Raw genomic sequence first — 26,540 nt, 5'->3', positions numbered from 1 at the left:
GATTCATCAGCTTGTTCATCATCAAGCGAGCTTGATCTCAACTGTCACTTCTTCTGTAGAAAGTTCCCAAGCGACCTGATTTGGCGCTTGTACATTCAGTGGATAGACATGTTGCCCTTCACTAGCAGTCTCAGAAGCATCCACCGTTATTATAAAATCAGTTATGTCCAGCTCATTGAGTACTTCTTCTTTCGCAGTGACCGTCAGATCGACAACCCCTGACTCAGGTTTAATAAAAGTGCTCGTAAATTTTTCATCGAGCTTGTTTACAATGATCGGGATACCTTTAAATTCTCTCGTGACATCCTCTTCTTCAGGTTGTATGGAAACGTCGGTCGTCTCTTCTTCAGGTTGTACACTCGCTTCAACATTTACAGTAATCTTGCTTTCCGATAGACTTGATACGCCCTTCGGCTTCTTGAGCGTCAACTCCATAGAGCCTGATTCTTCTACTTTAGATACATCAACATCCACGCGTATTTCTTTAATCGAATCAAGGATACTCTTCGGTCCGTATAATCTTACCGTTCTTGTTTCAGTCTTCAACGCATCAATCGTTATATTGTCAGCAGGTGTTCCACGTTGACGAAGCACGATTGGTACTTCTTTATTGTTTTCTTCCACGTCAACTTTCACTACGACATCAGCAGGTTCGATCGTTACATTCAACTTATTTAACTCACGGTCAAGCACACGGACTCTCGCTTTTTGCTCAAACGATTTATTTATACCTGGATCACCTGTTGCTGAAACCTTCACAAAGCTAATTGATTCAATTACACTTTTCGCACCGGTTACTTGAACGGAGGAAGGTTCCACTTCCATATTTGCAACATAAAAATCGTCAGCGAGGAGTCTTTCATTCAATTCAGCATCTACCTTGAACGACTGTGTAATTTTTTCTTCAATGACAACATCGACAGTTGCCGGGTCTAACCGTACGTCTAACTTCTCCGATACATTTTCAGTTAGAATCTTCACTTTATGTCGACCATTCGGCAAACTTCTCAAATCGACTTTTAACGTGAAATCTTTCAGTAGTTTTGTTGTTTTCACTAAATTGGCTGGTCCATCAATTGTCATATTGACGGTCTCTGGGACGCCTGTGACGACTAAGTTTTCATTATCATAATACACTTCTACAGGAACATCATTAATAATATCTTGCATATCCCCGACAGCGTTTTTGTTTGTTTTGTCATCCTCCGCTTTGACAGAAAAGAATAGGACAATGGCAAGTGCCAAAGCTGTAAAACGAAGAAACCATGGGGAATCCATGAACTTATCCGTCATTCCGCTTCCCCCTTTTCCAGAATGAAGTAGAAGTTACCTGTTCTTCTCCACCAAACCAAACTTTCCGTAGTTGCTTTTCGAATTCTTCCATTGACAGATTACGGTTAATATCACCATTTGCTGTAATACTGACGGCACCTGTCTCTTCTGAAACAATGATTGTTATTGCATCCGTAACTTCACTAATGCCTAATGCGGCCCGATGGCGTGTACCCAGTTCTTTAGAGATAAACGGATTTTCAGAAAGTGGTAAATAGCAACCGGCTGCAGCAATACGATTTTTTTGTAAAATAACCGCTCCATCATGTAACGGTGTGTTCGGGATGAAAATATTAATGAGCAACTCGGAAGTTACGTTGGAGTTCATCTGGATGCCTGTTTCAATATATTCGCTTAGACCCGTTTCTCTTTCTATGGAAATAAGTGCGCCAATCCGACGTTTTGCCATATAACTGACAGACTTATTGAACGCTTCTATCAAACGGTCTCGTTCCTCTTCTTCCTGCATGGCCGAACGTGCAAACAATCGACCGCGGCCCAATTGCTCCAAAGCTCGCCTCAATTCAGGTTGGAAAATGATGATTACCACCAGAAAACCGTATGTAAGGACTTGCTCCATCATCCAATTCAACGTATCAAGACCTAAGTATCTGGTCAAAATATTGGCGATTAGGATAACAAATATCCCTTTTAGTAATTGAACTGCCTTCGTTCCTTTGACGATTGTAATCAGTTTATAGAAAACAAACCAAACGAGAAGCACATCCACGATATTTTTCAGTATTTCTACTGGACTTGAACTTGTAATTGACTCCCACACAGGCATGTGCTTCCCTCACTTTCATCCCAAATTCTTAATTACTAGTATAGCATACAGCTGTCCGCCAATGCTTCTGAAAACGTCAATGCATAGCGCGTGCTACGGGAGTAGTTTTTCGCTGTCATTGGTACAGAAAGACTGCAGAGTAACTCTCTACTTCCCTTTCGCAACATAAAACGATCGGACGCTTTTATGAAACGTAACCGATCGTTTTTCCTTGCTATTCTTCTACAGGTTCACTTTTTGATGAAGGTACAACTTCTTTGAAGACTTCTTTGATTTTATACCATAGCCAATCAAATACTTTATCAATTTCTTCGATGTTGCCTGTAACGACAGCAGTCGATGCCATATATTTAGAGCCGTGGATAACAGTTACATTACCGTCAACTTCTCCTTCAATACGAATGTCGCCATTTTTCACGACAAGATCTCCTATTACAACTTCACCAGCTGGAACTACGACAGTTTCGCCTTCAATGACCAGGTTCGGTTGCTTTGTGAAGGAGAATTGCTGATTGTTGTTGAAATTGGAAAAGAGCGTTGCACTCATTAATATGAAAAATAGTGCAGCGGCTGCTACTAATGGATGCCTTCTTAACAGACGCTGAAATCCTGCTTGCGATTTTTCTTTCGGGAGACGTGTCATGACGTCTGAGACAAATCCTTCCGGTGCTTGAACGGGCTCTGCACGTTGAAGGAATAGAGCCGACATTTTAAATTCTTCCATCATGTCTCTGCATTGCGGACATGCAGCTAAATGCTCTTGTAACATTTGCTCTTCTTCACGGCTAATGTCTCCGTCTAAATACGCGTGCATTAAGTGGATCACTGGTTCCTGACACGTATTCATACTTAGTTCCCTCCTACATATTACCCATTTGTTTCCGGAGTGCTTCCCGACCACGGTGAACGCGGGTCTTTACGGTACCTAATGGTAATTCTAAAATATCACTGATCTCTTGTAACGGCAATTCTTCCAAGTAACGAAGAATAATGACGGTTCGGTATTTGTCGGGGAGTCTACTGATTTCGTACTGTACGCGGTCTTGCGTCTCCATACGTTCCACTTCTTCCTCCGGCAAATCACCCGCCGCGGCAATCTGGGAGTACATATCGAGCCCATCCGTCCCCGGTACGGACGCATCTAGATAATAATCCGGTTTCTTTTTCCGAATTCGATCGATGCATAAATTTGTAGCAATCCGATACAACCATGTCGAAAATTTTCGCTTCTGATCATACGTATGAATATTAACGTACGCTCTGACAAAAGCTTCTTGGGCAATATCTTCTGCTTCTTGAGCATTTCCTAGCATTCGATAACAAACTTGATACAGCCGGTGTTGATAATACGTTACGATGTCTTCGAATGCTTCTTGATTGCCTTTGATCACTTGATTTATTCGTTTATTGATCAATTCATCCAATGAATCTCATCCTCCGCTCTATGCGGCTGTTCCTTCTATACGTTCGAAGGGTGCAACAGGTTTCATTTTTTATGTATCTTTTTTATTTTACCAAACTTTGAAAACTATTTCCTTACTTTACAATATTTTAAGAAAATAAAGTAGAGGCTGGAACAAAACATAAAAAAACTGCATATGGCTAATTCGCCGTTGGGCAGTTTTTTTTATATTTTTCCAATGTTTCTTTTCGAATTCATGAGTGAATCGGAGCGGAAAAAGGCCGACTCCTGCGGGATTGTAGCGCGAATGTTGAGACCCCGCAGGAAGCGCAGCGGACGAGGAGGCTCAAGCGCGCCCCGCGGAAAGCGTGCCTTTTGGAGCGCAGAGTAACGGTCTATTTAGAGTTTTGTCCCAGTCTCCATTTCTTTTATAGAAGCTTTTCACCGAACAACGAGCCCATTAAACCGACTGCGACATCCGCTGTTTTATTCTTTTCATCCAAAATCGGATTCACTTCAACAAATTCTGCAGATGTGATCATGTTGGAATCCTCAAGCATTTCCATCGCAAGGTGACTTTCACGATAGCTGATGCCGCCTTGAACTGGCGTACCTACACCTGGCGTATACAGTGGATCTAATCCATCAAGATCCAATGACAAATGAACGCCATCCAAGTTTTTTGATTGTAAATAAGTAATGGCATCCTTCATAACTGCTGTCATCCCATCACGATCAATTTCGTGCATAGAATATACTTTTACGCCTTTTTCTTTAATCAATTCACGTTCACCAGGGTCAACGGAACGAGCTCCGATAATGACAATGTTTTCAGGCTTCACTTTTTGACCATCTTTAAAGATATTCACTAATTTTTCATGACCTAGCCCCATCGTCACTGCTAAAGGCATTCCATGAATGTTACCTGATGGTGATGTGTCTGCCGTATTCATATCAGCGTGAGCATCATACCAAATGACACCTAAATTGTTATATTTCGCTGTTAAGCCTGCAATTGTTCCGATCGCGATGCTATGATCGCCACCGAGTACAAGCGGGAAATGCCCTTTTTCAACAACTTCAGCTACTTTATTTGCAAGCTTGCTCGTCGCTTGGACAACTTCCTCCAAGTTTTTCAAATTTGTCTCTTCACGGTCTCTTCGTTCAATCGCACTAACTTGTATATCCCCTTCGTCAGTCAGCGAATGGCCGATTGCTTCCAACCGTTTAATTGCGCCTGCATAACGTATAGCGCTAGGTCCCATATCCACCCCTCTACGGCTTTGCCCATAGTCGAGTGGTACACCTATCAATGCAATGTCTAGTTTTTTCATTTTCGCCAACCTCCCTTACGCTTACTATTGTAAAACGTTATTGAAAATGGCTCAACTTGACAAGTTTTCGGATATTTATTCATATTCCACTGTTTTAGGAATCATGTATTCACACTCATCCGCCGGAACTGGTTTACTGTAGAAGTATCCTTGCCCTTCTTTACAACCTAATGTAAGGAGCAGTTTTGCCTGCTCTTCCGTCTCAATCCCTTCAGCAATCACACGCAATCCTGCAGTGTCAGCTAGCGTAACAATCGCTTTTACGATTGCTCTACTTTGTTCATTCACATCGATGTCCTGAATAAAAGACATATCAATTTTTAACGTATCTGCAGGCAATTCTTTTATATAGCTAAACGTGCTGTATCCCGTCCCAAAATCGTCTATGGCTACAGTAATTCCTATCTCCCGAATGGCTTGTATGGTATGGCGCATTTCCTCACGATCAGCAAACGAAGATTCTGTCAGCTCAATTTCAATAAATTCTGGAGTTACGTCTTCTTCATGTAGAACGCGCTTAATAGTAGACACAATATCCGGTTCTTCAAGCTGAACCGTTGACATGTTGACGGCAATTCGAAACGGCTTGAACCCTTGTTTTCTCCATTGCCACGCCTGCTTGCAAGCTTGGCGTAAAATCCATTCACCTAACGGCACAATAATTTTTGTCTCTTCCGCAAGGGGAATGAAAGTATCAGGAGGGATACGGCCTAAGTCAGGATGATTCCAACGTACCAGCGCTTCTACGCCACTTAGTTCACCTAGTTCCAAATTCATTTTGGGTTGATATTCTAACGTAAAATGCCCCTTTTGGACACTCTTCCTCAACTCGTTCTCAAGCAATATCCGTTCCAACGTTTTCTGTGCAGTGCCCGGCTCGTACATCATCAGACTGCCGCCGCCATGTTCCTTGACAACATGCAAGGCTTTCTCAGCTTTCATTAATAAATCAGAAGGGGTACGGCCATGCTGCGGAAACATTACAATCCCACAGCTAGTTGATACTACGTACAAATCACTTCCAATCAATATCGGTTGCGCCAGTTGATTTTGTATACGTTCTGTCAAAAGGAATGCATCTTTTTCATCGTAAGCTTGTGGAAGAATGAATGCAAACTCATCACCAGAAATTCGACCTAGCATAGCCTCTCTCCCGAGCGCTTTTTTTAAGCGTTCTGCAACGACCGACAAAACATAATCCCCTGTTTCTTGACCAAAGGAATCATTTATGTGTCGAAACCGATCAATGTTCATATAGACAAGGCCGAAAGAAGAGCTTTCCCGCTCAAGCTTGGTATATAGTTTTTGGCCGAACGCATGTCGATTCAACAAAGTTGTCAACTGGTCATAGCAAGCCAAATCCTGAATGCGTAATTCTGATTCTTTTTGAGCCGTAATATCATGCATGGAAACAACAAGATTGTGGAGGTATTCACCGGTTTGTCGAATGCGTTTTAAACTTGCCTCCATTGTACGAATGGATTTTAATTGATCAATGATCCGAAACTCTACTGTTACCGATTCATGCGTATTCCCTGCCATTGCGATCGCATTATGAACTACCTCATGATCTTCTTCAATAATTAGCGCGAATAGATTGTTTGTAGTGCATGTGTCATTGCAACCACGCAACTGTTCATAAGTAGGAGAGATATATTGAAACTCCCCCGATGTGTCAATGACGGAAATGAAGTCGATGGCATTCTCCGTGATTAGCTGATACACTTCCGCATCTTTCCGAATTTGTTGCTCCATCAGCTTCCTCTCCGTAATGTCATACCGAAGCGAGATATACCGATTGGGAATTCCCAACTCATTCATGAATGGGACAATTTTCGTATCCACCCAGTAGAAACTACCATCCTTTGCACGGTTACGTATTTCACCATGCCATATCTCCCCTTTACCAATTGCAGCCCACATTTCTTTAAAAAACGATTTTGGGTGGTAGCCGGAATTAACGACTGCATGCGTTCGTCCAATTAACTCTTCCGCACTGTATTGCGATGTTTTAACGAATAAATCATTCACGTATGTAATTTTCCCGGTTCTATCCGTGATGGCAACTATGACGGATTGGTCGAGCGCATAAGCAATATCAGCCAACATTTCTTCCACTTCTTGTTTATTCGTTCTGCCCGTCATCTCATGCATCATTTCTATGTATTTCTCCATAAACTCTACACACTCACTTTTCCTCTCCTAATGTATCCGTACAAATGGGATATGTATAAAAGGACTGATTTACCTAATATGCAACACTACTTTTCTATCATACTTCCTTCGTCGTTATAATAGTAAACGGGAGTATGAACTTTTTACGAAATTGCAGTTAGTTGCGCTTTGTTTGTAGCTAAATTCACAGTAATAGATTAATAGTTTTAATGCAACGGTTAGGTATAAAGTTTTCCAAGTTACAATAGTTGATATATGGTTTCGAATTTCTAGAATTTGATAGTAAAACTCGTCCATTTAATTACCAACATCTGTAAGTGTGAAACAAAACACATCTTGTTTGCTATCAGTTTAATTTTCCGTTCTTTCCATTGATGTCTTAGACTATAAAATCGGTAAGTTAACTAGATCTTGAATGCTGACGAAATTGAAGTAAGCTGTTTCGGAAGATTGAGAATAAAATTTGTGAATAGAGATTGAAAAAGTTGGAGTCATTTTCCTAAGAGTACAGCAAGGAAATGGGCTATAGTTTCATTATACATGGTAAAAAAACTGCTCCCAATGTTAGGGAGCAGTTTTGAATAAGGTATGTTTTCAATAGAGAGGCGTGGCTACTATATGAAGAGAAGTTAATGGATCGTTTGTTTTCGACAAAATAAAAAATCCTACAGGTATAAGGATTTTGGTTGTTAGTGTTGTATTTAACTTAGTTAGATTGATCTTTAAACCCGGTTGTTCCTAATCCCTTGCGGTATTACTCGCAAATAATTCTTTAAACCCATTTGCTCCTAATCCCTTTCGGTATTACTCGCAAATTTTTCAAAACGTGGAGCGTTTTGAAAAATTGGCTGGGGTAGCTGGATTCGAACCAACGAATGACGGAGTCAAAGTCCGTTGCCTTACCGCTTGGCTATACCCCAACGTTATACTTGGTGATATGCTGCGTATCCCAAACTGCTACAAAAGAAAAAAAATGGTGGTGGGGGACGGATTCGAACCGCCGAACCCTGAGGGAGCGGATTTACAGTCCGCCGCGTTTAGCCACTTCGCTACCCCACCAGGTAAAAAAATAATAAGCTGCGCATCTCTTTGCCAGCTTTTTTTGGTTTTGTTGTTTATGTACTATTGTACATATCCATTGTTTCCAATATAGATACCTCTTTATTTAAGAGGAACAAACATGGTGACCCCTACGGGATTCGAACCCGTGTTACCGCCGTGAAAGGGCGGTGTCTTAACCGCTTGACCAAGGGGCCTTCATAATAAGTAAGTCGTTGTTATGAATCGCACAAGTGTTATAGTAACAAATTTGTTTAGTCTACGCAAGCCCATTTTTAAATTTTCTTTAGAAGGTTTCACCAAGATACTTCCAGAAGCTTCCAACCGGATTCGAACCGGTGACCTCTTCCTTACCATGGAAGCACTCTACCTACTGAGCTATGGAAGCATAAAAAAATGGCTCCGCAGGTAGGACTCGAACCTACGACCGATCGGTTAACAGCCGATTGCTCTACCACTGAGCTACTGCGGAATCGTACTAAATTTTTATTCTCCAACGACAAGATTTAGTATATCCAAAAGTCATTAAGAATGCAACTGTTTTTTTAGAAAAAGTTTTTCAACCTTCCGTTACAACTTTTTTATCGTAGCATGGTGTACTCATAATGGTCAAGCTTGCCTCATAAAGTACTCTATATGATTCGTAGCAAAGGAGATGTAACATGAAAACAAAAATAGTAATTCTTCTACTCGTAGTAAGTGTCGTTGTTCTATTTTTCCCTAATATGCCTGGCTCTGATTCATTAAAAACTGTATTTCGATTAACGGATGAGCCCGCTGAAGTAATTGTGCGAGGCATGTCCGGATCAGCATTAACAATTAATATTTCTTTTGGTGATGAAGAAGTAGAACAATTGGTCAGCGAATTGAAAGCTCCTTACCCGTTATTGTTATTAGACATGGATTGGGTAGAACGGTTTCCGGATATAGTGGAATTAATTGAAGAAAAAAATATTCCCATTGGTTTATTAGGACATGCCGGTGATTCGTACGAACAAAATACGGCATTGTTAGCAGAGCAATTGCAACTGTATGAGAAACACTTTGGCACAAAGCCTCTATGGTTCCGGACTTCTGATGAAGTGTTCCCTCTTTCTTTGCGTACAGCCCTGTGGGACAGTGAAGTGAATCCAATTGGTTCCACTGTGAAATGGTACGAAGGAGAGCCGCCACCTGTTCTAGAAGGAGAGATTATTTCCATTCCCCATTATAGAGAGAAGCGGATTAGTATGGCTGCATTTAAGAAACTGAATGAAACTCGAGAATATAAATCGCTGGAAGGTGTACTGTTTAATATGTCAATTAAGACAAAGAGAATACCGGAGTGATAGAAAACTGATCTTCTTTGTAGGTATGCTTCGTTAGATGAAAGTATGAGGCGTTTTTCTTTAGTATGCGGTGTTATCGGGCTAGTTTGCTGCGTTTTACGAGTTTATGCTGTGTTCTTGGATAGTTTGCTGCGTTTTACGAGTTATGCCGCGTTTGAGGCATGTATAAAGTGTTATTTGCAAGTTGTGCGCCGTAACGCATGTTTTTACAACAGAAAAAACACAACATCCTTAGTAGGCGTTGTGCTTTTTTCTGTTATTTCTTTTTTGTTGTGTTTTTGCTTGCTTTGCGTGCCTCTCTGCGGGCATCTAGACGTGCTTTATCGACGTCCGATTGGCGGTTATACTTCGGAAGCATAAGCAACTGGTACGCATTTACCGCTAAAAGTGGGAATAATAATATGGTGACCCAAGAATCGATGTTTCCTGAGCGGACCATAAGAGCTGGTAACCATTCGAGCGTTGTGATGACAATCATGAAGAATAGTGCAGATATGAGTGCGTGCTTTTTTGTCCACTTCGCTTTGAAATATGCTGTCACAATAGATACCGAAAGTAGTGAAAACAATAACGTAATGTATAACAGCGTACGGCCTGTGTCGCCTTCTGTCAGCTTGAATCTAAAGAAGACTAAATCGAAAAGGACGACAGCGATAATTAATAGCTGAACCCAATTCCATAGCGTCAACGATTTAAACATATTTACGCCAAACTGATGGACTGTCAAATACGCGAAGAAGCCCATTTGCGCAACGACACTCATCGTAAATCCAAGAAAGATCATCCATATGAATGCGCTAATAAAGTCAAAGTATTCTCCATTTGAAAGAAATTCCGAGAAAAACTCCCACCTTACAATTAATCCCGCGATTGCTGTGACGATTCCACCTATTAGTAATGCATTAAAAAAGAATTTAACCCAATTTCGTATGGTCACGATTGTGTTCCCCCGTTTTCAATTGCTTACATTAGTGTAACAACGTTTCACCGAAAAATCTATTTCATTGTACGTTTCATGCATATTCCCCTTTATATTGTGAACAATAAATGAAAAAGCAATCGGAAGGGATTTTGATTTCCATGATGAAAAAATGGGTTCATTACCTACTCCTCGTCCTCCTTATCGCAGGCTGTAGTCAGCAACAGCAAAGTCCCAATTATGATGAAATGAAGAAAATGATGACGGACGCTTTACAAACGGAAGAAGGGAAAAAGGCTATACGTAAAATGATGGCAGATCCCGAATTCCGAGAATTAATCGTTTTAGAGCAACCAGAAGTAAAAAAATCGATTGAGGAAACATTGCTCTCTAAAAAAGGTGAGGACTTTTGGAAACAGGCTTTTGAAGATCCGAAATTTGCCGAGTCCATTGCCAAAAGCATGAAAGAGCAACAACAGGATGTTATGTCCAAGTTGATGAACGATTCTTCATTTCAAAAAGAGATGGAAGAGTTTTTCGGTCAGCCTGACATGCAAAAACAACTCGAAACAATTTTATCGTCCGCCAACATGAAGAAACAAATCGAAAAATCTGTAGAGGAAACAATTAACAACCCACTGATGAAAGCAAAGTGGCAAGAACTTATTTTGAAGGCCGGCGAAGTGGCACCTACTGAAAAAGGTGGCGAATCTGAGGGCGGTGGAGATTCTGGCGGAGAAGAAAAAGGCGGCGGAGGTGAATAACCTCCCCGCTCATTTTATATTATGCTTTTTTCGTTTTTCCAATAATCGTTTCTGCAATCATCGCATACGTTTGCCCAATTGGATGATCTTCTGCATAGACAGAAGGCGCAAACTCTGTTTCATTCCAATCCGGTTGTCCGAGCGGAATTTGGCCTAATAGTTCCGTACGTAATTCCTCTGCGAGACGCGGACCTCCACCTTGACCAAATACATATTCCTTTTCTCCAGTAGATGGAGATTGGAACCAAGCCATGTTCTCGATTACACCTAAAATCGTATGCTCCGTTTGTAGAGCCATTGCACCGGCGCGCGCTGCAACGAATGCCGCAGTTGGATGTGGCGTTGTAACAACGATTTCTTTGGACGCAGGAATCATTTGGTGAATATCAAGCGCCACGTCACCAGTTCCAGGTGGCAAGTCAAGAATTAAGTAATCTAAATCTCCCCAATCGACATCGCGGAAAAATTGATCGAGTACTTTTCCTAGCATAGGTCCTCTCCATACAACTGGTGCATTATCCTCCACGAAGAATCCCATGGAGATAACTTTCACACCAAACCGTTCGACAGGAATGATGCGATCTTGACGAATAACCGGCAACTCCGTGATTCCCATCATATCTGGAACACTGAAGCCGTAAATATCCGCATCAATCAGACCAACTTTTTTGCCTAATCGTGCAAGGCCCACAGCCAAGTTGACAGAAACAGTAGATTTTCCGACGCCCCCTTTACCTGAAGCAATCGAAATGAATTCAATGTCATTTAGTGGAGATAATAAATCTTGCGCTTCAGCTTCCGTTGCTGTCCCACGGAATTTCTCAAGTGTTTCGGGTGGCAATTCTTCAAATCGAATACCAACCGAGTCAGCTCCTGCTGCTTTAATAACTTCTACTACTTTCATTTGCAAGTTCATTTGCTCCGCCGTGTTGATTTTAGCGATGGCCAATTTTACACTGACATGCTGTTTTTCAGGCTTCACCGATATGTTCACAATTCCATCGGTTTCAGCTAGTGTTTTATGTAAAAACGGATCCTTTAGCTCGCCCACAACTTCACGGATAATTTGTTCGTTAATCAATTTGGCCACTCCTTAGAAGTTTATTCAATCTATTCTAAGTATAACATAGTGGCACTTTATTAAATGGCGTAATGCTTAATTTTCCTCTCCCGTGTGAAATTGAATGATCCCTTCTACAATGGCATCCGCTACTTTCGCATGGTAGGACGGATTCGTCAGTAATTGACGTTCTTCAGGATTTGAAATGAAGCCGGTCTCAATTAAGACGGAAGGCATCGGTACTTTTTTTAATAAATAGACGCCTTTAATCGCCATCGCTTCTCGATCGGTGTTCTGCAAATTATCGCGGAATGAACTTTGAATGGACTTAGCGAGCATCTCGCCACCTTCATGACCTTCCGCATGATAAAACACTTGTGATCCACGCCATCTCTCATCCGGTATGGCATTAACATGTACACTTAAAAAAATATCGGGTTCTTCTTCAATCGCTATGCTTTCTCGCAATTTCAAATCGGCCATTTTCCGCTGCCGCGTCGTGCCAAACTTCTCCTTTGGTGCATGTTCCGCGATGGCATCTCCATCCTTTTCACGCGTCATCACGATAATTGCGCCTTCCTTCTCAAGCTTCTTTTTCAATTCATGTGCAATGCTTAACGTAATGTCACGCTCGACGACCTCTCCAACCGATGCACCACCATCTAATCCCCCATGCCCTGGATCAATGACAATTTTCACTCCTCCTAGCTGCTCTGGCATGAAAAAACCTCGATCTGAAGCCTGTACGCCATAAAAAACAACAAGTAAAGAAGTTGCAAACAACAAACCCATGACCAGCCATCGTTTCAACATTCACACCGCCTTTTTCCTCCACTATACGCAAAAGATGGTCAAGATATAACCACTAAAGCGAAGTGCGCTTGAACAGCTCCGACAAGTGCTGGAAAGATTGAAAAAAGGCGCTCTTTGCCATTTCTTTCAAGATCGAAGCGATTCGAGGGCTAATGCTTGTAGCTGGATGAACACTAAAGCGAAGAGCGCTTGAATAACCCCGACAAGCGATGGAGAGTTTGCATTTCAAAAGCAGTTTAAAAACAAAAAAGAAGCCCTATCGGCTCCTCTCTTCCACAATTATTTAACCTCGCCAGACCACTCTAACATGCCGCCAACCATATTGGTTACATCAAAACCATGTCCTGTCAAAAACTCTGTAGCACGTCCACTACGCCCACCTGAACGGCAAATCATAATGTACGGTTGTGATGCATCGAGTTCATTCATACGGTCTGGAATTTCCCCTAATGGAATATGGATTGCGCCTTCAATCATTCCCTCAGCCACTTCGTCCGCTTCACGAACATCAATCATATTCAGAACTGCACCGTTCTCTAACTGTTGTTGTAATTCGCTTGTTGTAATTTCTTTCATGTCAAAACCTCCTGAATAGGCATATGTCTTACCAATATCATATACACCCGGCGGTATCGAGTCCATTACTATGCTCTGCAAAAAAAATTTTTAGTCCAAAAACATTTTCTTATTTCCACCATTCTTTATGCATCATAGATCTTATCCTGCTCCGGAACAATAGCTTTATTCAATATAAGAAACAAATTCAGCAACAGGTTTCCAATATCCTCTAGGTCTTCTACTCGCAATTTACCGTTTTATCTCCCGTTACGATAATAACGGCGGATGAAGTAAGTCCTTTGTATTGACCATTTACTTTGCTGTGTATTTTTTGATAGCCGGTATAATATCATTCCCGATAATCTCGATGTTTTTCATAAGCTTTTTAAGAGGTACTCCACCAAAGTCAATTTGAGCCATAAAACGTTGCATATCGTAAAGCTCGTGTTGGTAAAGCATTTTTTCGATAATCTCTTCTTTGCTCCCAACCATTAATGCATCACGGGTATCAAGCGCTTGCACGAATTGATGTTCGGGATAGCCTCCACCACGAATAGCTTGGAAACCGCCGTTAATATGTGGGTACATGCCTTGTAAAGCTTCTTTAGACGTATCAGCAACATAAAATAGACTTGTTGTCGCAATAGGCAATGATTTCGGATCGAAGCCACTTTGTGTAGCCGCCTCTCTATAAGCATCAACGGAATGCTTAAAGTTAATGGCTGGCCCACCTAGCGTTGTCAGCATCATTGGAATCCCCATATATCCAGCTTTAATGGCACTTGCAGGGGGCCCTCCGACTGCACGCCAAATAGGAAGTGAGCCATTTTTCGGCTGTGGTAAAATTTGAGCTTTTTGTAATGGAGCTCGAAACTGCCCTTGCCATGTGATCAGTTCTTCTTCGTTTATTTTCATGAGAAGTTCTAATTTCTCTTCGAAAATTTCCTCATAGTCCTGTAAATCAACACCTAGCAATTGGTACGCACCTACACGGGAACCTCGACCAGCAACAATTTCTGCACGACCATCTGAAATTAAATCAATTGTGGCAAAGTCTTCGTACACGCGTACAGGGTCTGAAACACTAAGAACCGTTGCGGAACTTGTAATTTTAATCTTTTCTGTAGCTTGAGCAATCGCACCTAGTACGACCGTATGAGCTTGTGTTGTAAAGTACGACTGATGACTTTCACCTACTCCAAACACATCAATTCCTGCTTGTTCCGCTAATTTACTTAGCTCGATTAATTCTTTTATACGCTGTTGAGCTGAAATGGTCTCTCCAGTTAGCGGATTGGGAATGTGATCTCCAAGTGAATACAGTCCAAACTCGATTCCTTTTGAGGGATCGATACGATATTGTTCCATTGTCATTCCTCCTCTAGTGGTTGTAGCTTTTCTTCAATTTCAGCTCGACGGGTTTCTAAAAATGGCGGCAAGTCCAGTTTTTCACCAAGCGTTTCAATATCGCCTTCAATCGTGAAGCCCGGTCCGTCTGTTGCTATTTCAAATAAAATCCCATTTGACTCACGGAAATATAAGCTTTTAAAGTAGAAACGATCAACAATTCCAGTGGAAGCAAATCCGAACGACCGGACTTGTTCTTCCCAGTAAGCAAGTTCCTCATCGTTTTTAACGCGGATTGCTAAATGATGAATACTACCACGACCAGGCTTTTCAGTTGGTCCGTCGATCTTTTTCACAATGATTTCTCCAAATACTTCTCCCTGAACTGATTGGAAGACCGCTTCATCATCTGTACGTGATACTTCTACATAACCAAACATCTCTGTTAATGTTCTTGCTAATTTATCGAGTCTGCGCACGGATATTTCCACAGAACCCATGCCTTGAATCTGGTGCTCTACAGGCACATTGGATTTTACCCATGATTCCCAGTGGTCTACTTTCGCGCCATTAGAAACGAGAAGTACCATGCGTAACCCTTCAGAATCCTCAAAATGCAGCGCAGGTCGATTGACGTAATTTGTAATGTCACCATGCTGTACACCATATTCTTCAAATCGCGCTTTCCAATACAACAAGCTCTCTTCGGTTGGTACAAGTAGACCTATTTGGGTAATAGCATTGGTTCCTCTGTATGTGCGTCCAACCACTGGAATTTCAAAGAATGATAACTCCGTGCCTGCACTTCCTGTTTGATCTCCGTAAAACAAGTGATACATCGACGGATCATCTTGGTTGACTGTTTTTTTCACTCGGCGTAAGCCAAGCACCTCGCGATAAAAATAATTGTTTGTTTTTGCGTCTTTTGTAATCATTGAAATGTGGTGATGTCCAGGAATTGTGTACATTATTGTTCCTCCTTATTTTCATTTGACTAATCAAGTGATGGGGCAAAAAAAATTATTCTCCCCCCATTTTCTTTTCACTATTTTTCTGCACACGCGACATAAGCATATATAACGTTTTTTGTTCATCCTCAGTTAAACACTCATCAAAAAAAGACGATTGAAATGCAAGTTGATCCTCAAAGGCGTGATTGAGTTTATCACTACCTTTCTTTGTTAATGAAATAGATTTCGTTTTCCAATCTTGCTTGCGTTCAATGAGTCCATCTTTTTCAAGACGAGCGAGCATACGAGAAATTCCACCTTGTGTAACTGTAACTTTTTTCGCTAACTCATTTTGTGTTAATGGCTCGTAAGTTGAAATTTGCATTAACACATCAAATTGCGCGGTAGTCAGATCGAATTTCTTTAAGAATTCATTTGAAAGCAAGTTACTTTGATTCGTGAAACGAGTTAGCCGTAGCCAAATTAACGAACCCCGAGTATTCTTTTTCAACTAGTTCGACCTCCTTCTTGTATTTATCACTTTACTACTCAATTGATAGTTCCGCAAGGATTATATCTCGAATTCGAGATATATCCTCAATAAGTATTGAAGAATGCATGAATATCCGTCATTAAATATGATGCAGTTTATTATGCTTATCTTATTTCACACTTTTTCGCACGATAATTAAATCGTATTTCCGCTTTATAGGGATTGCGGAAACATCAGGTTTGACCCATTTTTAATAATTCATTTATTAATTCAGCAACAGCCGTTTTCATTCCTCATCAATAGTCATTATCTGCGTAACTTGTAACTGGTTTGTTAACAGTTTAACATTTCTTAATTTCCTTTTCGGATTCAATATGTATTTTGAATTAGCAGGTATTTTCACTTCGATGTCGAACATGAGAGATAAGATAGTCCCCCATAAATGCTATCACCATAATCTCCCTAGCATACTTTTCTCTCCTTAACACTTTTACCCATTTAAATAAATGAACAGGAGCTGTTGGACGTTGACATATGTTATAAAGGCGCGTTCATCGGCAACCGAGTTGAGCATACTGCGCTCACTCCATAGCCGTGTTGCGTTAGTGGAAAATGAGTTTAAGCGCTTTGTGAACTTGTCGAAAGGATTAGAAGGAGAAGATCAATTTATTCATCTTATCGAATCCTTGCAATCAGATACCTACCTATTGCATGACATCTGTTTCGAGCACAACCATTCTGTTTTTCAAATTGATACAATGCTAATTTCGGAAAAGGAGATATTGCTCTTTGAGGTAAAGAATTACGAAGGAGAATTTGTGTACGATGCAGGCACGTTCCGCCTAGTTTCCAATAACCAGGAAATTATAAATCCTTTGCATCAGCTGAATCGGAGTATCGCTCTTCTGCGATCCATGCTAAAAAGTAGCAACTTGTCAATCAAAGGCTATCTCGCTTTTATCAACCCAGAATTTACGCTCCTGCAAGCACCAGTGGATACGCCAATCATTTTACCAACTCAGTTAAAGCGATTCATGAAGCGTCTGGAACAAGTTCCTTCTTCCTTGAGCGCAAAACATCTCCAGCTTGCTGAAGGATTACTGAAGCTTCATCTGCCAAAATCACCGTATGTTCGAGTTCCGCATTATGCGTATGAAGAATTGAAGAAAGGCATCCTCTGCAGCTCTTGCTTTACTTTTATGGAACAGAAGGATAGTCGTTTCATGAGTTGTAAAAATTGCGGGTTGTCCGAAGTTGTAGACGACAGCATTCTGCGCAGTATTGAGGAATTACGGTTACTGTTCCCGGATAGGATGATCACTACGAGGCAAGTGTGGGATTGGTGCGGGAGTGATGTTTCAATTAAGACGATAAGAAGAGTGCTCGGCCAAAACTACACACCCAAGGGATTGAGGAGACATAGATATTTTGTTCATAAAATTCTAATAGACTCTACAACTAACTAAATTTGACTATATCTCAAGTTTAATTGACCGATAGCAACTATTCTCAGCTCTAACAGGCATTTAGAGTACTTCTATTTGACCGTGAGCTGCGGTTTTCAACTCTAACGGGCATTTAGAACACTTCTATTTGACCGCGAGCAACAGTTTTCACCGCTAACGGGCATTTAGAGTACTTCTATTTGACCGTGAGCTGCGGTTTTCACCGCTCACGGGCATTTAGAACACTTCTATTTGACCGCGAGCTGCGGTTTTCAGCACACACGGGCATTTAAAACACTTCTATTTAACCCGTAACCTTCTTTTCATGACGAATTCACATTTTACAAGCAATACTTCCTAAATCAATAACGACCATAAACTATATACAAACGCCAAAAAAAGCCCTTTCCCAACAAAGTCGGGAAAGGGCTCTGCAATAATACAAGATTAACGTTTTGAGAACTGAGGAGCTCTACGTGCGCCTTTAAGACCGTATTTTTTACGTTCTTTCATACGTGGGTCACGTGTAAGCAATCCTGCTGATTTCAAAGCGCCACGGAAGTCAGGGTCTACAGTAAGTAGAGCGCGTGCTACGCCGTGACGGATAGCGCCTGCTTGTCCAGTGTATCCGCCGCCATTGACGTTTACATGGATATCATAGCTGCCAAGAGTTTGTGTAGCGACAAGTGGTTGCTTGATCACTTCACGAAGTGTTTCGAATGGTACGTAGTCTTCTACGTCACGGTTGTTGACGACAATTTTGCCTTCGCCAGGAACGAGACGTACACGAGCTACTGAGCTTTTACGACGGCCAGTGCCGATATATTGTACTTGTGCCAAAGGTGTTTCCTCCTCTTAATTATCCACGAAGCTCGTATGCTTCTGGTTTTTGTGCCGCATGTGGATGCTCTGCTCCAGCATAGACATGAAGTTTTTTGATTGTTTGACGACCTAGAGGGCCTTTTGGAAGCATCCCTTTAATCGCAAGTTCCAACATTTTAGTTGAATAGTTTGTACGCATTTCTAGAGCTGTACGTTGTTTGATGCTACCAGTGTAGCCAGAGTGGCGGTAGTAGATCTTATCTTTTAATTTATTCCCAGTCAATTGGATCTTCTCAGCGTTGATGATGATTACGTGATCGCCAGTGTCAACGTGTGGTGTGAACGTAGGTTTATGTTTGCCGCGCAAAATTGATGCAACTTCAGAAGCAAGACGTCCAAGCGTCTGTCCTTCAGCGTCGACAACGAGCCATTTACGCTCTACTTCGTGACCTTTAGCCATGAATGTTGTACGCATGTATTGTTTCCTCCTAAAAATATCAATCTGTTCCGTTGTTTTCTCTATCCCTAAACACAAATAAACTTTCCGGGGCTTATTGTGGGGTTATTGAAATACCATTTATCATCTTATATTGAATTCAGTAATAAGTCAAGTGTTTTGTGAGAAAACACCTGGAAAAGTTGACTCAGTCATCGTAGGTGACACTCATCAAGTACAAACCGTGTGCTGGTGCGGTTTTTCCGGCCTTTTTCCGGTCTTTTGCTTCAAGGATTTCCTTCATGTCCGATGGCTCGTTCCAACCGATGCCGACCGCAAAAAGCATGCCTGCAATTGTCCGAACCATATTGTACAAAAATCCGTCGCCTTCGATTGTCATGAGCAACTCTTCACCTTGTTTTTCAAGCGTTAATTCTCGTACAGTCCGCACTTTGTTTTCCGTAGCCGTTTTTGATGAACAAAAACTTGTGAAATCATGTGTACCAATGACATACTGTGCAGCTGCCCGCATCCGTTCGATGTCAGGCGTCCATTTGCCTAAGTGCACTGCATAATTGCGTTCAAACGGACTTTGTATTCGACTTAACGACCACTTGTACAAATACGTTTTGCCGGTTGCGGAATAACGTGCATGAAAGTCATCACTGACAAATTCGGTGTCAACGATGCGTACATCTTTTGGCAATAAAACATTCAATGCCATCTGCCATCGATCTAGCGGCAGGTTAAGAGGTGTATCGAAGTGAATCACTTGGCCCCAAGCATGAACGCCTGCATCCGTTCGACCACTTGCAACCGAATAGATCGATGTGTCCTTATGCAGTTTGACAAGTGCTTTATCGATGACCGATTGAACGGTGCGCATATTCGGTTGAAATTGGTACCCTGCGTAACCTGTTCCATCGTATGCGACTGTCGCTTTTACACGTTTCATTTAACTGCCTCCTCTTAACAGGAAGAGTGCTGCAACAAGCAAGACAAACACGAGCATAGTAAACGTGTCGCGACCTTGCCAATTCAATTGTCGATAACGTGTCCTTCCTTCTCCGCCCCGATACCCTCTCACTTCCATGGCGATGGCCAGATCCTCTGCACGCTTGAATGCACTGACGAATAATGGAACAAGTAGTGGAACGACAGCTCGGATACGTTCTTTAATGGTACCGCTCGTCAAATCAGATCCTCGAGCAAGCTGAGCTTTTAGTATTTTATCCGTTTCATCCATTAAGGTTGGAATGAAACGAAGAGAAATCGACATCATCAATGCCAACTCATGGACAGGTAACTTCAATTTCTTAAAAGGATTCAATAGTGTCTCCATACCATCTGTGATTGAGATTGGTGAGGTTGTTAGTGTCAAAATGGTCGTCATTAACACGAGGACGAGGAAACGGACAGAAATGTAAATCCCTTGTCGAATGCCTTCTTCGTAAATTTTTATGAACTTCCATTCAAACAGCAATGCGCCTTCCTTTGTAAAAATGAAGTGCATGAGCAACGTAAAAATGATAAGGAATAAAATCGGTTTTAAGCCATTAAATAAAAAGTAGAGACGGATTCTGGCAACGAAAATGATGAACAACGTAAATACTAACAACAAGCTATATGTCACTGTATTATTCGCTAGAAACACTGCGATGATAAACATAAAAACAAATAGAAGTTTTGATCTTGGATCCAATTTATGGACGAATGAATCACCAGGTACATATCGGCCAAAAATCATTTTTTCTAGCATTAACGCTCACCCTCTTTCGTAAGCGCTTCTGCAATCGCAGCAGCCAATTGTTCTTCTGTCAGTGCTAACGTGTTCAACTCTTTGCCAAACAACTTTTCTATGTCCCTCTGGAATGCCACAGAACGCGGTAAACCGAGTCTGTACGTTTTTAGCTTGTCCGCATCCGCAAACACCTCTTGCGGCGGTCCAGCCATTACAGAACGACCTTCATGCATAACTAGAATTTGATCGGCATACTTTGCGGCATCTTCCATACTGTGTGTGACGAGAATCGTTGTAAGATTCTCCTCCTCATGCAACCGATGAAACAGTTCCATAATTTCTTTCCGTCCTCTTGGATCCAGTCCAGCTGTTGGTTCATCCAAAATGAGAATGGACGGTTTAAACGCCAGAACACCTGCAATGGCAACGCGCCGCATTTGCCCACCCGATAAGTCAAATGGAGATTTTTCCGCAACATCCTCTGGTAGGCCTAACAACTTGATCAGCGCATGTGCCCGTTCTCTCGCTTCTTCCGCAGGCACCCCGAAATTCAAAGGACCGAACATAATATCTTTCTCGACTGTTTCTTCAAAAAGTTGGTGTTCGGGAAATTGAAAAACAATTCCAACGTGCTGACGGATAGATTTCAACTCTTTCCCCTTTGTCTCAGATGTTATTTTTATATCGCCAACTTGTACGACACCCTCCGTCGGCTTTAGCAATCCATTTAAATGGAGCAATAACGTCGATTTCCCTGATCCGGTATGGCCGATTACAGCTGTATAGGATCCTGACTTTATTGTCGCATTAACTTCATACAACGCCTTTTTCTCAAAAGGCGTACCTTTCGCATAGGAGTAGCCTACTTGTTGAAGTGAGATGTCCATAACTCATTCACCAACTCTTCTTCTGTCATATGTTCACCTTGAAGTTGCACACCATGTTCCCGTAGCGATTTTGACACACGGTAAGCGAATGGCAAATCCAAACCGATTGCTTCAAGTTCTTCACCATGTGCAAAAATCTCTTCAGGTTTGCCTGTCATCATTAATTTTCCTTTATTCATCACAATAACTCGATCCGCCCTTAAAACTTCTTCTAAGTCATGTGTAATAGATAAAACGGTTAAACCGGTCGTGCGTTTTAAGTCATCAACGACACGAATTACTTCATCTCTACCTTGTGGGTCAAGCATTGACGTCGCTTCGTCAAGAATTAATAGCTTCGGTTGCATCGCAAGCGCTCCAGCAATGGCGACACGTTGTTTTTGTCCACCGGAAAGATGGTGAGGTTCATGATTCAGAAACCCTTCCATTTTCACTTGTGCCAATGAATCATACACACGAGGCACCATTTCCTCAAAAGGGACTCCGTTATTTTCTAAAGAGAATGCAACGTCATCTTGTACAGTGGAACCGACAAACTGGTTATCTGGATTTTGAAATACAATTCCCATTTTAGAACGAATTGACCATAGTGTGTCTGCATTTAACTGCTCTAAGAAAACGTTCACTTCTCCTTCTTCCGGAAAAAGCAGCCCAATCATAAGTTTTGCTAGCGTTGACTTGCCTGATCCGTTGTGGCCAACTATTGCAATCCACTCACCATCACGGACTGTGAACGATACATCATCTATCGCCTTACGTGGATTTGTCTCATCTGATTCATATGTATACGACACATGATCCAACGATAAAATTTCTTTCACATCTTTCACCCCCGGCATTTCTTCGATTATGTATAAAGATTGAATTCTATAATATTTCATGAGAATAAATAAAAAAAGCGCGCACCTCATCCGAAGAAATGCGCTCAATTCTATTCTGATAATGGGTGCTCAATCCTTATCAGCGGATGAGATGCGTAGAGCTAGACCGATCAGCTATACTGTCGATCGTAACACTCAGCTTTTAATATTTGTCGTATAAATCATTATTGATGAAAAGGGTGTGGCTGTGCGTATGACAGACACACCCTTACATAGTTATTTAATACAAAATTATACTAGTTCAATTACGACAACAGGTGCTCCGTCTCCACGACGAGGTCCCATCTTCATAATGCGCGTGTAACCGCCTTGGCGATCTGCGTAACGTGGTGCAACAGTATCGAACAATTTTTGAAGTGCAAAGATTTCTTTCTCATTACCTTCTTCGTCCGCAGTTGTCACCAACTCGCGACGGATGAATTGTGCAGCTTGACGGCGTGCATGCAAGTCACCGCGCTTACCAAGAGTGATCATCTTTTCAACGACTGAACGCAATTCTTTCGCACGCGCTTCAGTTGTTTGGATGCGCTCATGTACGATAAGGTCTGTCGCTAAGTCGCGAAGCATTGCTTTACGTTGTGAACTTGTGCGTCCAAGTTTTCTGTAACCCATAGAAGTTTCCCTCCCTCAATCTATATGTTCTTAATCTTCCAAGCGTAACCCAAGGTTCAACTCGTCCAATTTTGCTTTCACTTCTTCAAGTGATTTACGGCCCAGGTTGCGCACTTTCATCATTTCGTCTTCTGACTTGTTTGCAAGTTCGAGGACTGTATTGATGCCTGCACGTTTCAGGCAGTTATAAGAGCGAACAGAAAGATCGAGCTCTTCGATAGTCATCTCAAGCACTTTTTCTTTTTGGTCTTCTTCTTTTTCTACCATGATTTCTGCAGATTGTGCTTCGTCTGTCATGCCAACAAAGATGTTAAGATGCTCCGTCAGGATTTTGGCTCCGAGCGAAACAGCTTCTTTCGGACCGATGCTACCATCTGTCCAAATATCAAACGTCAACTTATCAAAGTTCGTACTTTGACCTACACGAGTATTCTCGACTTGGAAATTGACGCGTGAAACTGGAGTGTAAATAGAGTCGATCGGAATTACACCAATCGCAAGATCCTCACGTTTGTTTTGATCAGAAGGTGCATAGCCTCGCCCACGAACAGCATACATACGCATACGTAAATGGCCGTTCTTGCCGAGTGTGGCGATTTGAAGATCAGGATTTAATACTTCGACATCACTATCATGAGTAATGTCTGCAGCAGTCACCTTGCCTTCACCTTTTACATCTATTTCAATCACTTTCTCGTCATCTGAATAGATTTTAAGAGCAAGTTTCTTCACATTCAAAATAATTGTTGCAACGTCTTCAACGACACCTTCAATTGTAGAGAATTCATGAAGAACTCCGTCGATCTGGATAGATGTTACGGCAGCTCCTGGCAATGATGAAAGAAGCACGCGGCGCAAGGAATTCCCTAAAGTATTTCCGTATCCACGTTCCAATGGTTCAATAATGAACTTACCAAACTTGGAATCTTCACTGATCATAACTGTTTCAATCTTCGGTTTCTCAATCTCGATCATTTATTTACCCTCCTTCAAAACGTCTAGTATAGTGGCCGTTCCATATTGAAATCGATTATCAAATACGATCACCATGCAATCACACAATCATTTTTGCCAAAAATTGTGCTTCTCAATCAATTGGAAAACAAACCATTACACACGACGACGTTTTGGTGGGCGGCAACCGTTATGCGGAACCGGAGTTACGTCTCTAATAGCAGTTACTTCAAGACCTGCAGCTTGTAGTGAACGGATAGCAGCTTCACGACCAGCACCTGGTCCTTTAACAGTAACCTCCAAAGACTTTAAGCCGTGCTCCATAGCAGCTTTAGCAGCTGTTTCAGCAGCCATTTGTGCAGCAAACGGAGTTGATTTACGAGATCCTCTGAATCCTAATGCACCTGCACTAGACCAAGAAAGGGCATTCCCGTGGCTATCAGTGATCGTTACGATTGTATTGTTGAACGTCGAACGGATATGTGCAATACCAGTTTCAATATTCTTTTTCACACGACGTTTACGAGTTTGTTGTTTACGTGCCATGTCTACGAAAAACCTCCTTTACCTATTATTTCTTCTTGTTAGCAACTGTCCGTTTAGGACCTTTACGTGTACGTGCGTTGTTTTTCGTGTTTTGTCCACGAACAGGTAATCCACGACGGTGACGGATTCCACGGAAGCTTCCGATTTCCATCAAACGTTTGATGTTTAAAGAAGTTTCACGACGAAGGTCCCCTTCAACTTTCAAACCGTCGATTTGCTCACGGATTTTATCAAGTTCTGCTTCAGTAAGATCGCGAACGCGAGTATCTTCAGAAATACCAGCTTCAGCAAGGATCTTTTGTGCAGTTGTTTTACCAATTCCAAAAATGTATGTCAATGAAATGACTACGCGCTTATCGCGCGGTACGTCTACACCAGCAATACGTGCCATATAGATTGTGCACCTCCCTTTGTATTAGCCTTGTCTTTGTTTATGTTTTGGATTTTCACAGATTACCATTACTCGGCCGCGTCTGCGAATAACTTTACATTTTTCACAGATCGGTTTTACAGATGGCCTTACTTTCATCTTACCCAACCTCCTTCAATATTCCGGAGTTGCAAAAGTTTTATTTGAAACGGTATGTGATACGACCGCGTGTCAAATCATAAGGTGAGAGTTCCATCGTCACTTTGTCACCAGGTAGGATACGGATAAAGTGCATGCGGATCTTGCCTGAAACATGTGCAAGAATCGTATGACCGTTTTCCAATTCCACCTTGAACATCGCGTTCGGCAACGTTTCGACTACGGTACCTTCAACTTCAATTACGTCGTCCTTCGCCATCAATCCTGTCTCCCTTCTATATCCAATAAAGGTCTTAACCATCGAGCGGCAACTGTCGCCTTCAAAGCTTCCTTCAACATATGTCCGGATTGCATGAGTGATGTTCGAAAGACGTCTGTCACACTTCGTTTCCCGTTAGTCAGTCCCCGACTTTTGTTGTGGAAAATCGCATCGGAAAAGACACAAACGACAGGATTGCCGTTGGTGCACTCCAACTTTGCGGAATATTTCCGGACACATTCTACATTATATCCACCGAAATGAATATTTGCATGTACAACGTCCCAAAAACGTTCTACTAGTGGATGATCACCAATTCCTATACCGGGCACCATATGCTTTTGCAGCTCGTTAATTAAACGTTCTTTCCGTGCAATAGTGCGATGCTGCCCACAATATGGCGTGCATGAATTGCGTCCGGAAAGGATCACTGGCCACTCTCTTGTAAGATCGCGTCCAGGTCTTTAAAAACATCATTGATGTCTTTTTGACCATCTATATTCGTCAACACGCCTTTATTGTCATAAAACGCTAAGAGCGGTGCTGTTTGATTCATATTTACTTCCAGACGGTTCGTGACAGTTTCCGGATTGTCATCCGCTCGCTGATAAAGTTCCCCGCCATCCTTGTCACATACACCTTCAACCTTAGGTGGATTGAACTGTAAGTGGTAGGATGTGCCGCATACTTTACAAATTCTGCGACCGGTCAATCTAGCGATAAGTTCATCTTTTTCTACTTTGATGTTAAGCACATGCTCAATTTTCCGTCCCATGTCCAAAAGCAACGCATCGAGTGCTTCTGCTTGAGGAACTGTTCTTGGAAAACCATCAAGTAGGAATCCATTATCACAGTCGGATTTGCTTAATCGTTCACGAACGATACCAATTGTCACTTCATCAGGAACAAGAGCACCTTGATCCATGAACGATTTTGCTTTGACTCCAAGTTCCGTGCCTTCCTGAATAGCAGCACGGAACATATCGCCTGTAGAAATATGAGGGATTTCGTACTTCTCGACAATTTTGTCTGCTTGTGTACCTTTACCGGCACCCGGCAGACCCATTAAGACGATATTCATACGTCTTGCCCTCCATCCGTATTCAA

At 41.9% G+C, this 26,540-nt stretch carries 30 protein-coding genes and 5 tRNA genes; 3 read left to right on the top strand and 32 right to left on the bottom strand.

What is annotated here, in order from left to right:
- Positions 1–21 precede the first annotated feature (21 nt).
- From NRI27_RS09320 to NRI27_RS09270, 11 genes are all read right to left on the bottom strand, one after another.
- Positions 22–1,293, bottom strand: a complete 1,272-nt coding sequence (locus NRI27_RS09320) for a CdaR family protein (protein WP_371390430.1) — start codon at positions 1,291–1,293, stop codon at positions 22–24.
- Positions 1,283–2,119 (bottom strand): diadenylate cyclase CdaA, encoded by an 837-nt coding sequence (gene cdaA / locus NRI27_RS09315; RefSeq protein ID WP_371390429.1) that lies wholly within the window; start codon positions 2,117–2,119, stop codon positions 1,283–1,285. The genes NRI27_RS09320 and cdaA overlap by 11 nt, the downstream gene beginning before the upstream one ends.
- A gap of 214 nt (positions 2,120–2,333) precedes the next feature.
- Entirely contained in the window at positions 2,334–2,966 is a 633-nt protein-coding gene (locus NRI27_RS09310) for an anti-sigma factor family protein (RefSeq protein WP_371390428.1), read from the bottom strand.
- Positions 2,967–2,979: 13 nt separating this feature from the next.
- On the bottom strand, positions 2,980–3,543 hold the full coding sequence (gene sigW / locus NRI27_RS09305; RefSeq protein WP_371390427.1) for an RNA polymerase sigma factor SigW: 564 nt from the start codon (positions 3,541–3,543) through the stop codon (positions 2,980–2,982).
- 406 nt (positions 3,544–3,949) lie between these two features.
- Positions 3,950–4,855 carry an arginase gene (gene rocF / locus NRI27_RS09300; protein WP_317943628.1) on the bottom strand — a complete coding sequence of 302 codons (906 nt, stop codon included), beginning with the start codon at positions 4,853–4,855 and terminating at the stop codon, positions 3,950–3,952.
- Between the two features lie 75 nt (positions 4,856–4,930).
- Complete coding sequence (locus NRI27_RS09295) at positions 4,931–7,030, bottom strand: sensor domain-containing protein (RefSeq protein ID WP_371390426.1); 2,100 nt, start codon at positions 7,028–7,030, stop codon at positions 4,931–4,933.
- 845 nt (positions 7,031–7,875) lie between these two features.
- Positions 7,876–7,950, bottom strand: a tRNA-Gln gene (locus NRI27_RS09290).
- Between the two features lie 54 nt (positions 7,951–8,004).
- Positions 8,005–8,089, bottom strand: a tRNA-Tyr gene (locus NRI27_RS09285).
- A 122-nt stretch (positions 8,090–8,211) separates the two neighbouring features.
- A tRNA-Glu gene (locus NRI27_RS09280) sits at positions 8,212–8,286 on the bottom strand.
- Positions 8,287–8,404: 118 nt separating this feature from the next.
- Positions 8,405–8,477 (bottom strand) — tRNA-Thr (locus tag NRI27_RS09275).
- Positions 8,478–8,486: 9 nt separating this feature from the next.
- Positions 8,487–8,561 (bottom strand) — tRNA-Asn (locus NRI27_RS09270).
- Positions 8,562–8,751: 190 nt separating this feature from the next.
- Here NRI27_RS09270 and NRI27_RS09265 point away from each other — a divergent pair.
- On the top strand, positions 8,752–9,417 hold the full coding sequence (locus NRI27_RS09265; protein ID WP_317943630.1) for a polysaccharide deacetylase family protein: 666 nt from the start codon (positions 8,752–8,754) through the stop codon (positions 9,415–9,417).
- A gap of 256 nt (positions 9,418–9,673) precedes the next feature.
- Here the strand turns inward: NRI27_RS09265 and NRI27_RS09260 are convergent, their stop codons facing one another.
- A complete protein-coding gene (locus NRI27_RS09260) occupies positions 9,674–10,354 on the bottom strand; it encodes a KinB-signaling pathway activation protein (RefSeq protein WP_317943631.1) in 681 nt (226 codons plus the stop codon).
- A 110-nt stretch (positions 10,355–10,464) separates the two neighbouring features.
- On the opposite strand from NRI27_RS09260, the gene gerD reads away from it, so the two are divergent.
- Positions 10,465–11,100 (top strand): spore germination lipoprotein GerD, encoded by a 636-nt coding sequence (gene gerD / locus NRI27_RS09255; RefSeq protein ID WP_317943633.1) that lies wholly within the window; start codon positions 10,465–10,467, stop codon positions 11,098–11,100.
- Positions 11,101–11,119: 19 nt separating this feature from the next.
- Here gerD and NRI27_RS09250 read toward each other — a convergent pair whose 3' ends face one another.
- The 6 genes from NRI27_RS09250 to NRI27_RS09225 all read right to left on the bottom strand — a co-directional run bounded on the left by NRI27_RS09250 (position 11,120) and on the right by NRI27_RS09225 (position 16,339).
- Complete coding sequence (locus NRI27_RS09250) at positions 11,120–12,181, bottom strand: P-loop NTPase (RefSeq protein ID WP_317943635.1); 1,062 nt, start codon at positions 12,179–12,181, stop codon at positions 11,120–11,122.
- Positions 12,182–12,256: 75 nt separating this feature from the next.
- Positions 12,257–12,970: an N-acetylmuramoyl-L-alanine amidase gene (locus tag NRI27_RS09245; protein WP_371390425.1), complete on the bottom strand. Its 714-nt coding sequence runs from the start codon at positions 12,968–12,970 to the stop codon at positions 12,257–12,259.
- Positions 12,971–13,252: 282 nt separating this feature from the next.
- Positions 13,253–13,549, bottom strand: a complete 297-nt coding sequence (locus NRI27_RS09240; protein ID WP_371390424.1) for a rhodanese-like domain-containing protein — start codon at positions 13,547–13,549, stop codon at positions 13,253–13,255.
- Positions 13,550–13,843: 294 nt separating this feature from the next.
- Positions 13,844–14,899: an LLM class flavin-dependent oxidoreductase gene (locus NRI27_RS09235; protein WP_371390423.1), complete on the bottom strand. Its 1,056-nt coding sequence runs from the start codon at positions 14,897–14,899 to the stop codon at positions 13,844–13,846.
- Positions 14,900–14,901: 2 nt separating this feature from the next.
- Complete coding sequence (locus tag NRI27_RS09230; RefSeq protein ID WP_371390422.1) at positions 14,902–15,846, bottom strand: ring-cleaving dioxygenase; 945 nt, start codon at positions 15,844–15,846, stop codon at positions 14,902–14,904.
- A 52-nt stretch (positions 15,847–15,898) separates the two neighbouring features.
- Entirely contained in the window at positions 15,899–16,339 is a 441-nt protein-coding gene (locus NRI27_RS09225) for a MarR family winged helix-turn-helix transcriptional regulator (protein ID WP_371390421.1), read from the bottom strand.
- A 509-nt stretch (positions 16,340–16,848) separates the two neighbouring features.
- Here NRI27_RS09225 and NRI27_RS09220 point away from each other — a divergent pair.
- Positions 16,849–17,787 carry a nuclease-related domain-containing protein gene (locus NRI27_RS09220; protein ID WP_371390420.1) on the top strand — a complete coding sequence of 313 codons (939 nt, stop codon included), beginning with the start codon at positions 16,849–16,851 and terminating at the stop codon, positions 17,785–17,787.
- A gap of 426 nt (positions 17,788–18,213) precedes the next feature.
- Here NRI27_RS09220 and rpsI read toward each other — a convergent pair whose 3' ends face one another.
- The 14 genes from rpsI to NRI27_RS09150 all read right to left on the bottom strand — a co-directional run bounded on the left by rpsI (position 18,214) and on the right by NRI27_RS09150 (position 26,514).
- Entirely contained in the window at positions 18,214–18,606 is a 393-nt protein-coding gene (gene rpsI, locus NRI27_RS09215) for a 30S ribosomal protein S9 (RefSeq protein WP_317943648.1), read from the bottom strand.
- A 19-nt stretch (positions 18,607–18,625) separates the two neighbouring features.
- Complete coding sequence (gene rplM, locus NRI27_RS09210; RefSeq protein ID WP_317943650.1) at positions 18,626–19,063, bottom strand: 50S ribosomal protein L13; 438 nt, start codon at positions 19,061–19,063, stop codon at positions 18,626–18,628.
- 169 nt (positions 19,064–19,232) lie between these two features.
- On the bottom strand, positions 19,233–19,979 hold the full coding sequence (gene truA / locus NRI27_RS09205) for a tRNA pseudouridine(38-40) synthase TruA (RefSeq protein ID WP_371390419.1): 747 nt from the start codon (positions 19,977–19,979) through the stop codon (positions 19,233–19,235).
- Positions 19,980–20,783, bottom strand: a complete 804-nt coding sequence (locus NRI27_RS09200; RefSeq protein WP_317943653.1) for an energy-coupling factor transporter transmembrane component T family protein — start codon at positions 20,781–20,783, stop codon at positions 19,980–19,982.
- Positions 20,783–21,652 (bottom strand): energy-coupling factor ABC transporter ATP-binding protein, encoded by an 870-nt coding sequence (locus NRI27_RS09195; RefSeq protein WP_371390418.1) that lies wholly within the window; start codon positions 21,650–21,652, stop codon positions 20,783–20,785. The genes NRI27_RS09200 and NRI27_RS09195 overlap by 1 nt, the downstream gene beginning before the upstream one ends.
- Positions 21,628–22,473, bottom strand: coding sequence for an energy-coupling factor ABC transporter ATP-binding protein (locus NRI27_RS09190; protein ID WP_317943797.1), 846 nt, complete (start codon positions 22,471–22,473; stop codon positions 21,628–21,630). The genes NRI27_RS09195 and NRI27_RS09190 overlap by 25 nt, the downstream gene beginning before the upstream one ends.
- 291 nt (positions 22,474–22,764) lie before the next feature.
- A complete protein-coding gene (rplQ, locus tag NRI27_RS09185; RefSeq protein ID WP_317943657.1) occupies positions 22,765–23,145 on the bottom strand; it encodes a 50S ribosomal protein L17 in 381 nt (126 codons plus the stop codon).
- A gap of 30 nt (positions 23,146–23,175) precedes the next feature.
- Positions 23,176–24,120 carry a DNA-directed RNA polymerase subunit alpha gene (locus tag NRI27_RS09180; RefSeq protein WP_317943659.1) on the bottom strand — a complete coding sequence of 315 codons (945 nt, stop codon included), beginning with the start codon at positions 24,118–24,120 and terminating at the stop codon, positions 23,176–23,178.
- A gap of 135 nt (positions 24,121–24,255) precedes the next feature.
- Positions 24,256–24,645 (bottom strand): 30S ribosomal protein S11, encoded by a 390-nt coding sequence (gene rpsK, locus NRI27_RS09175; protein ID WP_239430248.1) that lies wholly within the window; start codon positions 24,643–24,645, stop codon positions 24,256–24,258.
- A 25-nt stretch (positions 24,646–24,670) separates the two neighbouring features.
- On the bottom strand, positions 24,671–25,036 hold the full coding sequence (rpsM, locus tag NRI27_RS09170; protein ID WP_317943661.1) for a 30S ribosomal protein S13: 366 nt from the start codon (positions 25,034–25,036) through the stop codon (positions 24,671–24,673).
- A gap of 24 nt (positions 25,037–25,060) precedes the next feature.
- On the bottom strand, positions 25,061–25,174 hold the full coding sequence (rpmJ, locus tag NRI27_RS09165) for a 50S ribosomal protein L36 (RefSeq protein WP_076758849.1): 114 nt from the start codon (positions 25,172–25,174) through the stop codon (positions 25,061–25,063).
- Between the two features lie 40 nt (positions 25,175–25,214).
- A complete protein-coding gene (gene infA / locus NRI27_RS09160) occupies positions 25,215–25,433 on the bottom strand; it encodes a translation initiation factor IF-1 (protein WP_060203457.1) in 219 nt (72 codons plus the stop codon).
- The gene (locus NRI27_RS09155) at positions 25,433–25,864 is read right to left on the bottom strand and encodes a hypothetical protein (protein WP_371390417.1); all 432 of its coding nucleotides are present in this window, start codon (positions 25,862–25,864) and stop codon (positions 25,433–25,435) included. Before NRI27_RS09155 ends, infA begins: the two co-directional genes overlap by 1 nt.
- Positions 25,861–26,514 carry an adenylate kinase gene (locus tag NRI27_RS09150; RefSeq protein WP_317943664.1) on the bottom strand — a complete coding sequence of 218 codons (654 nt, stop codon included), beginning with the start codon at positions 26,512–26,514 and terminating at the stop codon, positions 25,861–25,863. The genes NRI27_RS09155 and NRI27_RS09150 overlap by 4 nt, the downstream gene beginning before the upstream one ends.
- Positions 26,515–26,540 lie beyond the last annotated feature (26 nt).

The sequence above is a fragment of the Sporosarcina sp. OR05 genome (assembly GCF_041414805.1).
GTDB lineage: Bacteria > Bacillota > Bacilli > Bacillales_A > Planococcaceae > Sporosarcina > Sporosarcina saromensis.
Note: the sequence above shows the minus strand (reverse complement) of the source record. Positions and strands in the feature narration are given on the sequence as shown.

Excerpts from the sequence above, each read along its gene's own strand:
- truA (WP_371390419.1), bottom strand. The coding sequence starts at position 19,979 with ATGAAACGTGTAAAAGCGACAGTCGCATACGATGGAACAGGTTACGCA.
- NRI27_RS09195 (WP_371390418.1), bottom strand. The coding sequence starts at position 21,652 with ATGGACATCTCACTTCAACAAGTAGGCTACTCCTATGCGAAAGGTACG.
- NRI27_RS09150 (WP_317943664.1), bottom strand. The coding sequence starts at position 26,514 with ATGAATATCGTCTTAATGGGTCTGCCGGGTGCCGGTAAAGGTACACAA.
- infA (WP_060203457.1), bottom strand. The coding sequence starts at position 25,433 with ATGGCGAAGGACGACGTAATTGAAGTTGAAGGTACCGTAGTCGAAACG.
- gerD (WP_317943633.1), top strand. The coding sequence starts at position 10,465 with ATGAAAAAGCAATCGGAAGGGATTTTGATTTCCATGATGAAAAAATGG.
- rpsM (WP_317943661.1), bottom strand. The coding sequence starts at position 25,036 with ATGGCACGTATTGCTGGTGTAGACGTACCGCGCGATAAGCGCGTAGTC.
- rpsK (WP_239430248.1), bottom strand. The coding sequence starts at position 24,645 with ATGGCACGTAAACAACAAACTCGTAAACGTCGTGTGAAAAAGAATATT.
- cdaA (WP_371390429.1), bottom strand. The coding sequence starts at position 2,119 with ATGCCTGTGTGGGAGTCAATTACAAGTTCAAGTCCAGTAGAAATACTG.
- NRI27_RS09320 (WP_371390430.1), bottom strand. The coding sequence starts at position 1,293 with ATGACGGATAAGTTCATGGATTCCCCATGGTTTCTTCGTTTTACAGCT.
- rplQ (WP_317943657.1), bottom strand. The coding sequence starts at position 23,145 with ATGGGTTACAGAAAACTTGGACGCACAAGTTCACAACGTAAAGCAATG.
- NRI27_RS09200 (WP_317943653.1), bottom strand. The coding sequence starts at position 20,783 with ATGCTAGAAAAAATGATTTTTGGCCGATATGTACCTGGTGATTCATTC.
- NRI27_RS09265 (WP_317943630.1), top strand. The coding sequence starts at position 8,752 with ATGAAAACAAAAATAGTAATTCTTCTACTCGTAGTAAGTGTCGTTGTT.
- rocF (WP_317943628.1), bottom strand. The coding sequence starts at position 4,855 with ATGAAAAAACTAGACATTGCATTGATAGGTGTACCACTCGACTATGGG.
- NRI27_RS09295 (WP_371390426.1), bottom strand. The coding sequence starts at position 7,030 with ATGGAGAAATACATAGAAATGATGCATGAGATGACGGGCAGAACGAAT.
- NRI27_RS09180 (WP_317943659.1), bottom strand. The coding sequence starts at position 24,120 with ATGATCGAGATTGAGAAACCGAAGATTGAAACAGTTATGATCAGTGAA.
- NRI27_RS09310 (WP_371390428.1), bottom strand. The coding sequence starts at position 2,966 with ATGAATACGTGTCAGGAACCAGTGATCCACTTAATGCACGCGTATTTA.
- rpmJ (WP_076758849.1), bottom strand. The coding sequence starts at position 25,174 with ATGAAAGTAAGGCCATCTGTAAAACCGATCTGTGAAAAATGTAAAGTT.
- rplM (WP_317943650.1), bottom strand. The coding sequence starts at position 19,063 with ATGCGTACAACATTCATGGCTAAAGGTCACGAAGTAGAGCGTAAATGG.
- NRI27_RS09240 (WP_371390424.1), bottom strand. The coding sequence starts at position 13,549 with ATGAAAGAAATTACAACAAGCGAATTACAACAACAGTTAGAGAACGGT.
- NRI27_RS09235 (WP_371390423.1), bottom strand. The coding sequence starts at position 14,899 with ATGGAACAATATCGTATCGATCCCTCAAAAGGAATCGAGTTTGGACTG.
- NRI27_RS09230 (WP_371390422.1), bottom strand. The coding sequence starts at position 15,846 with ATGTACACAATTCCTGGACATCACCACATTTCAATGATTACAAAAGAC.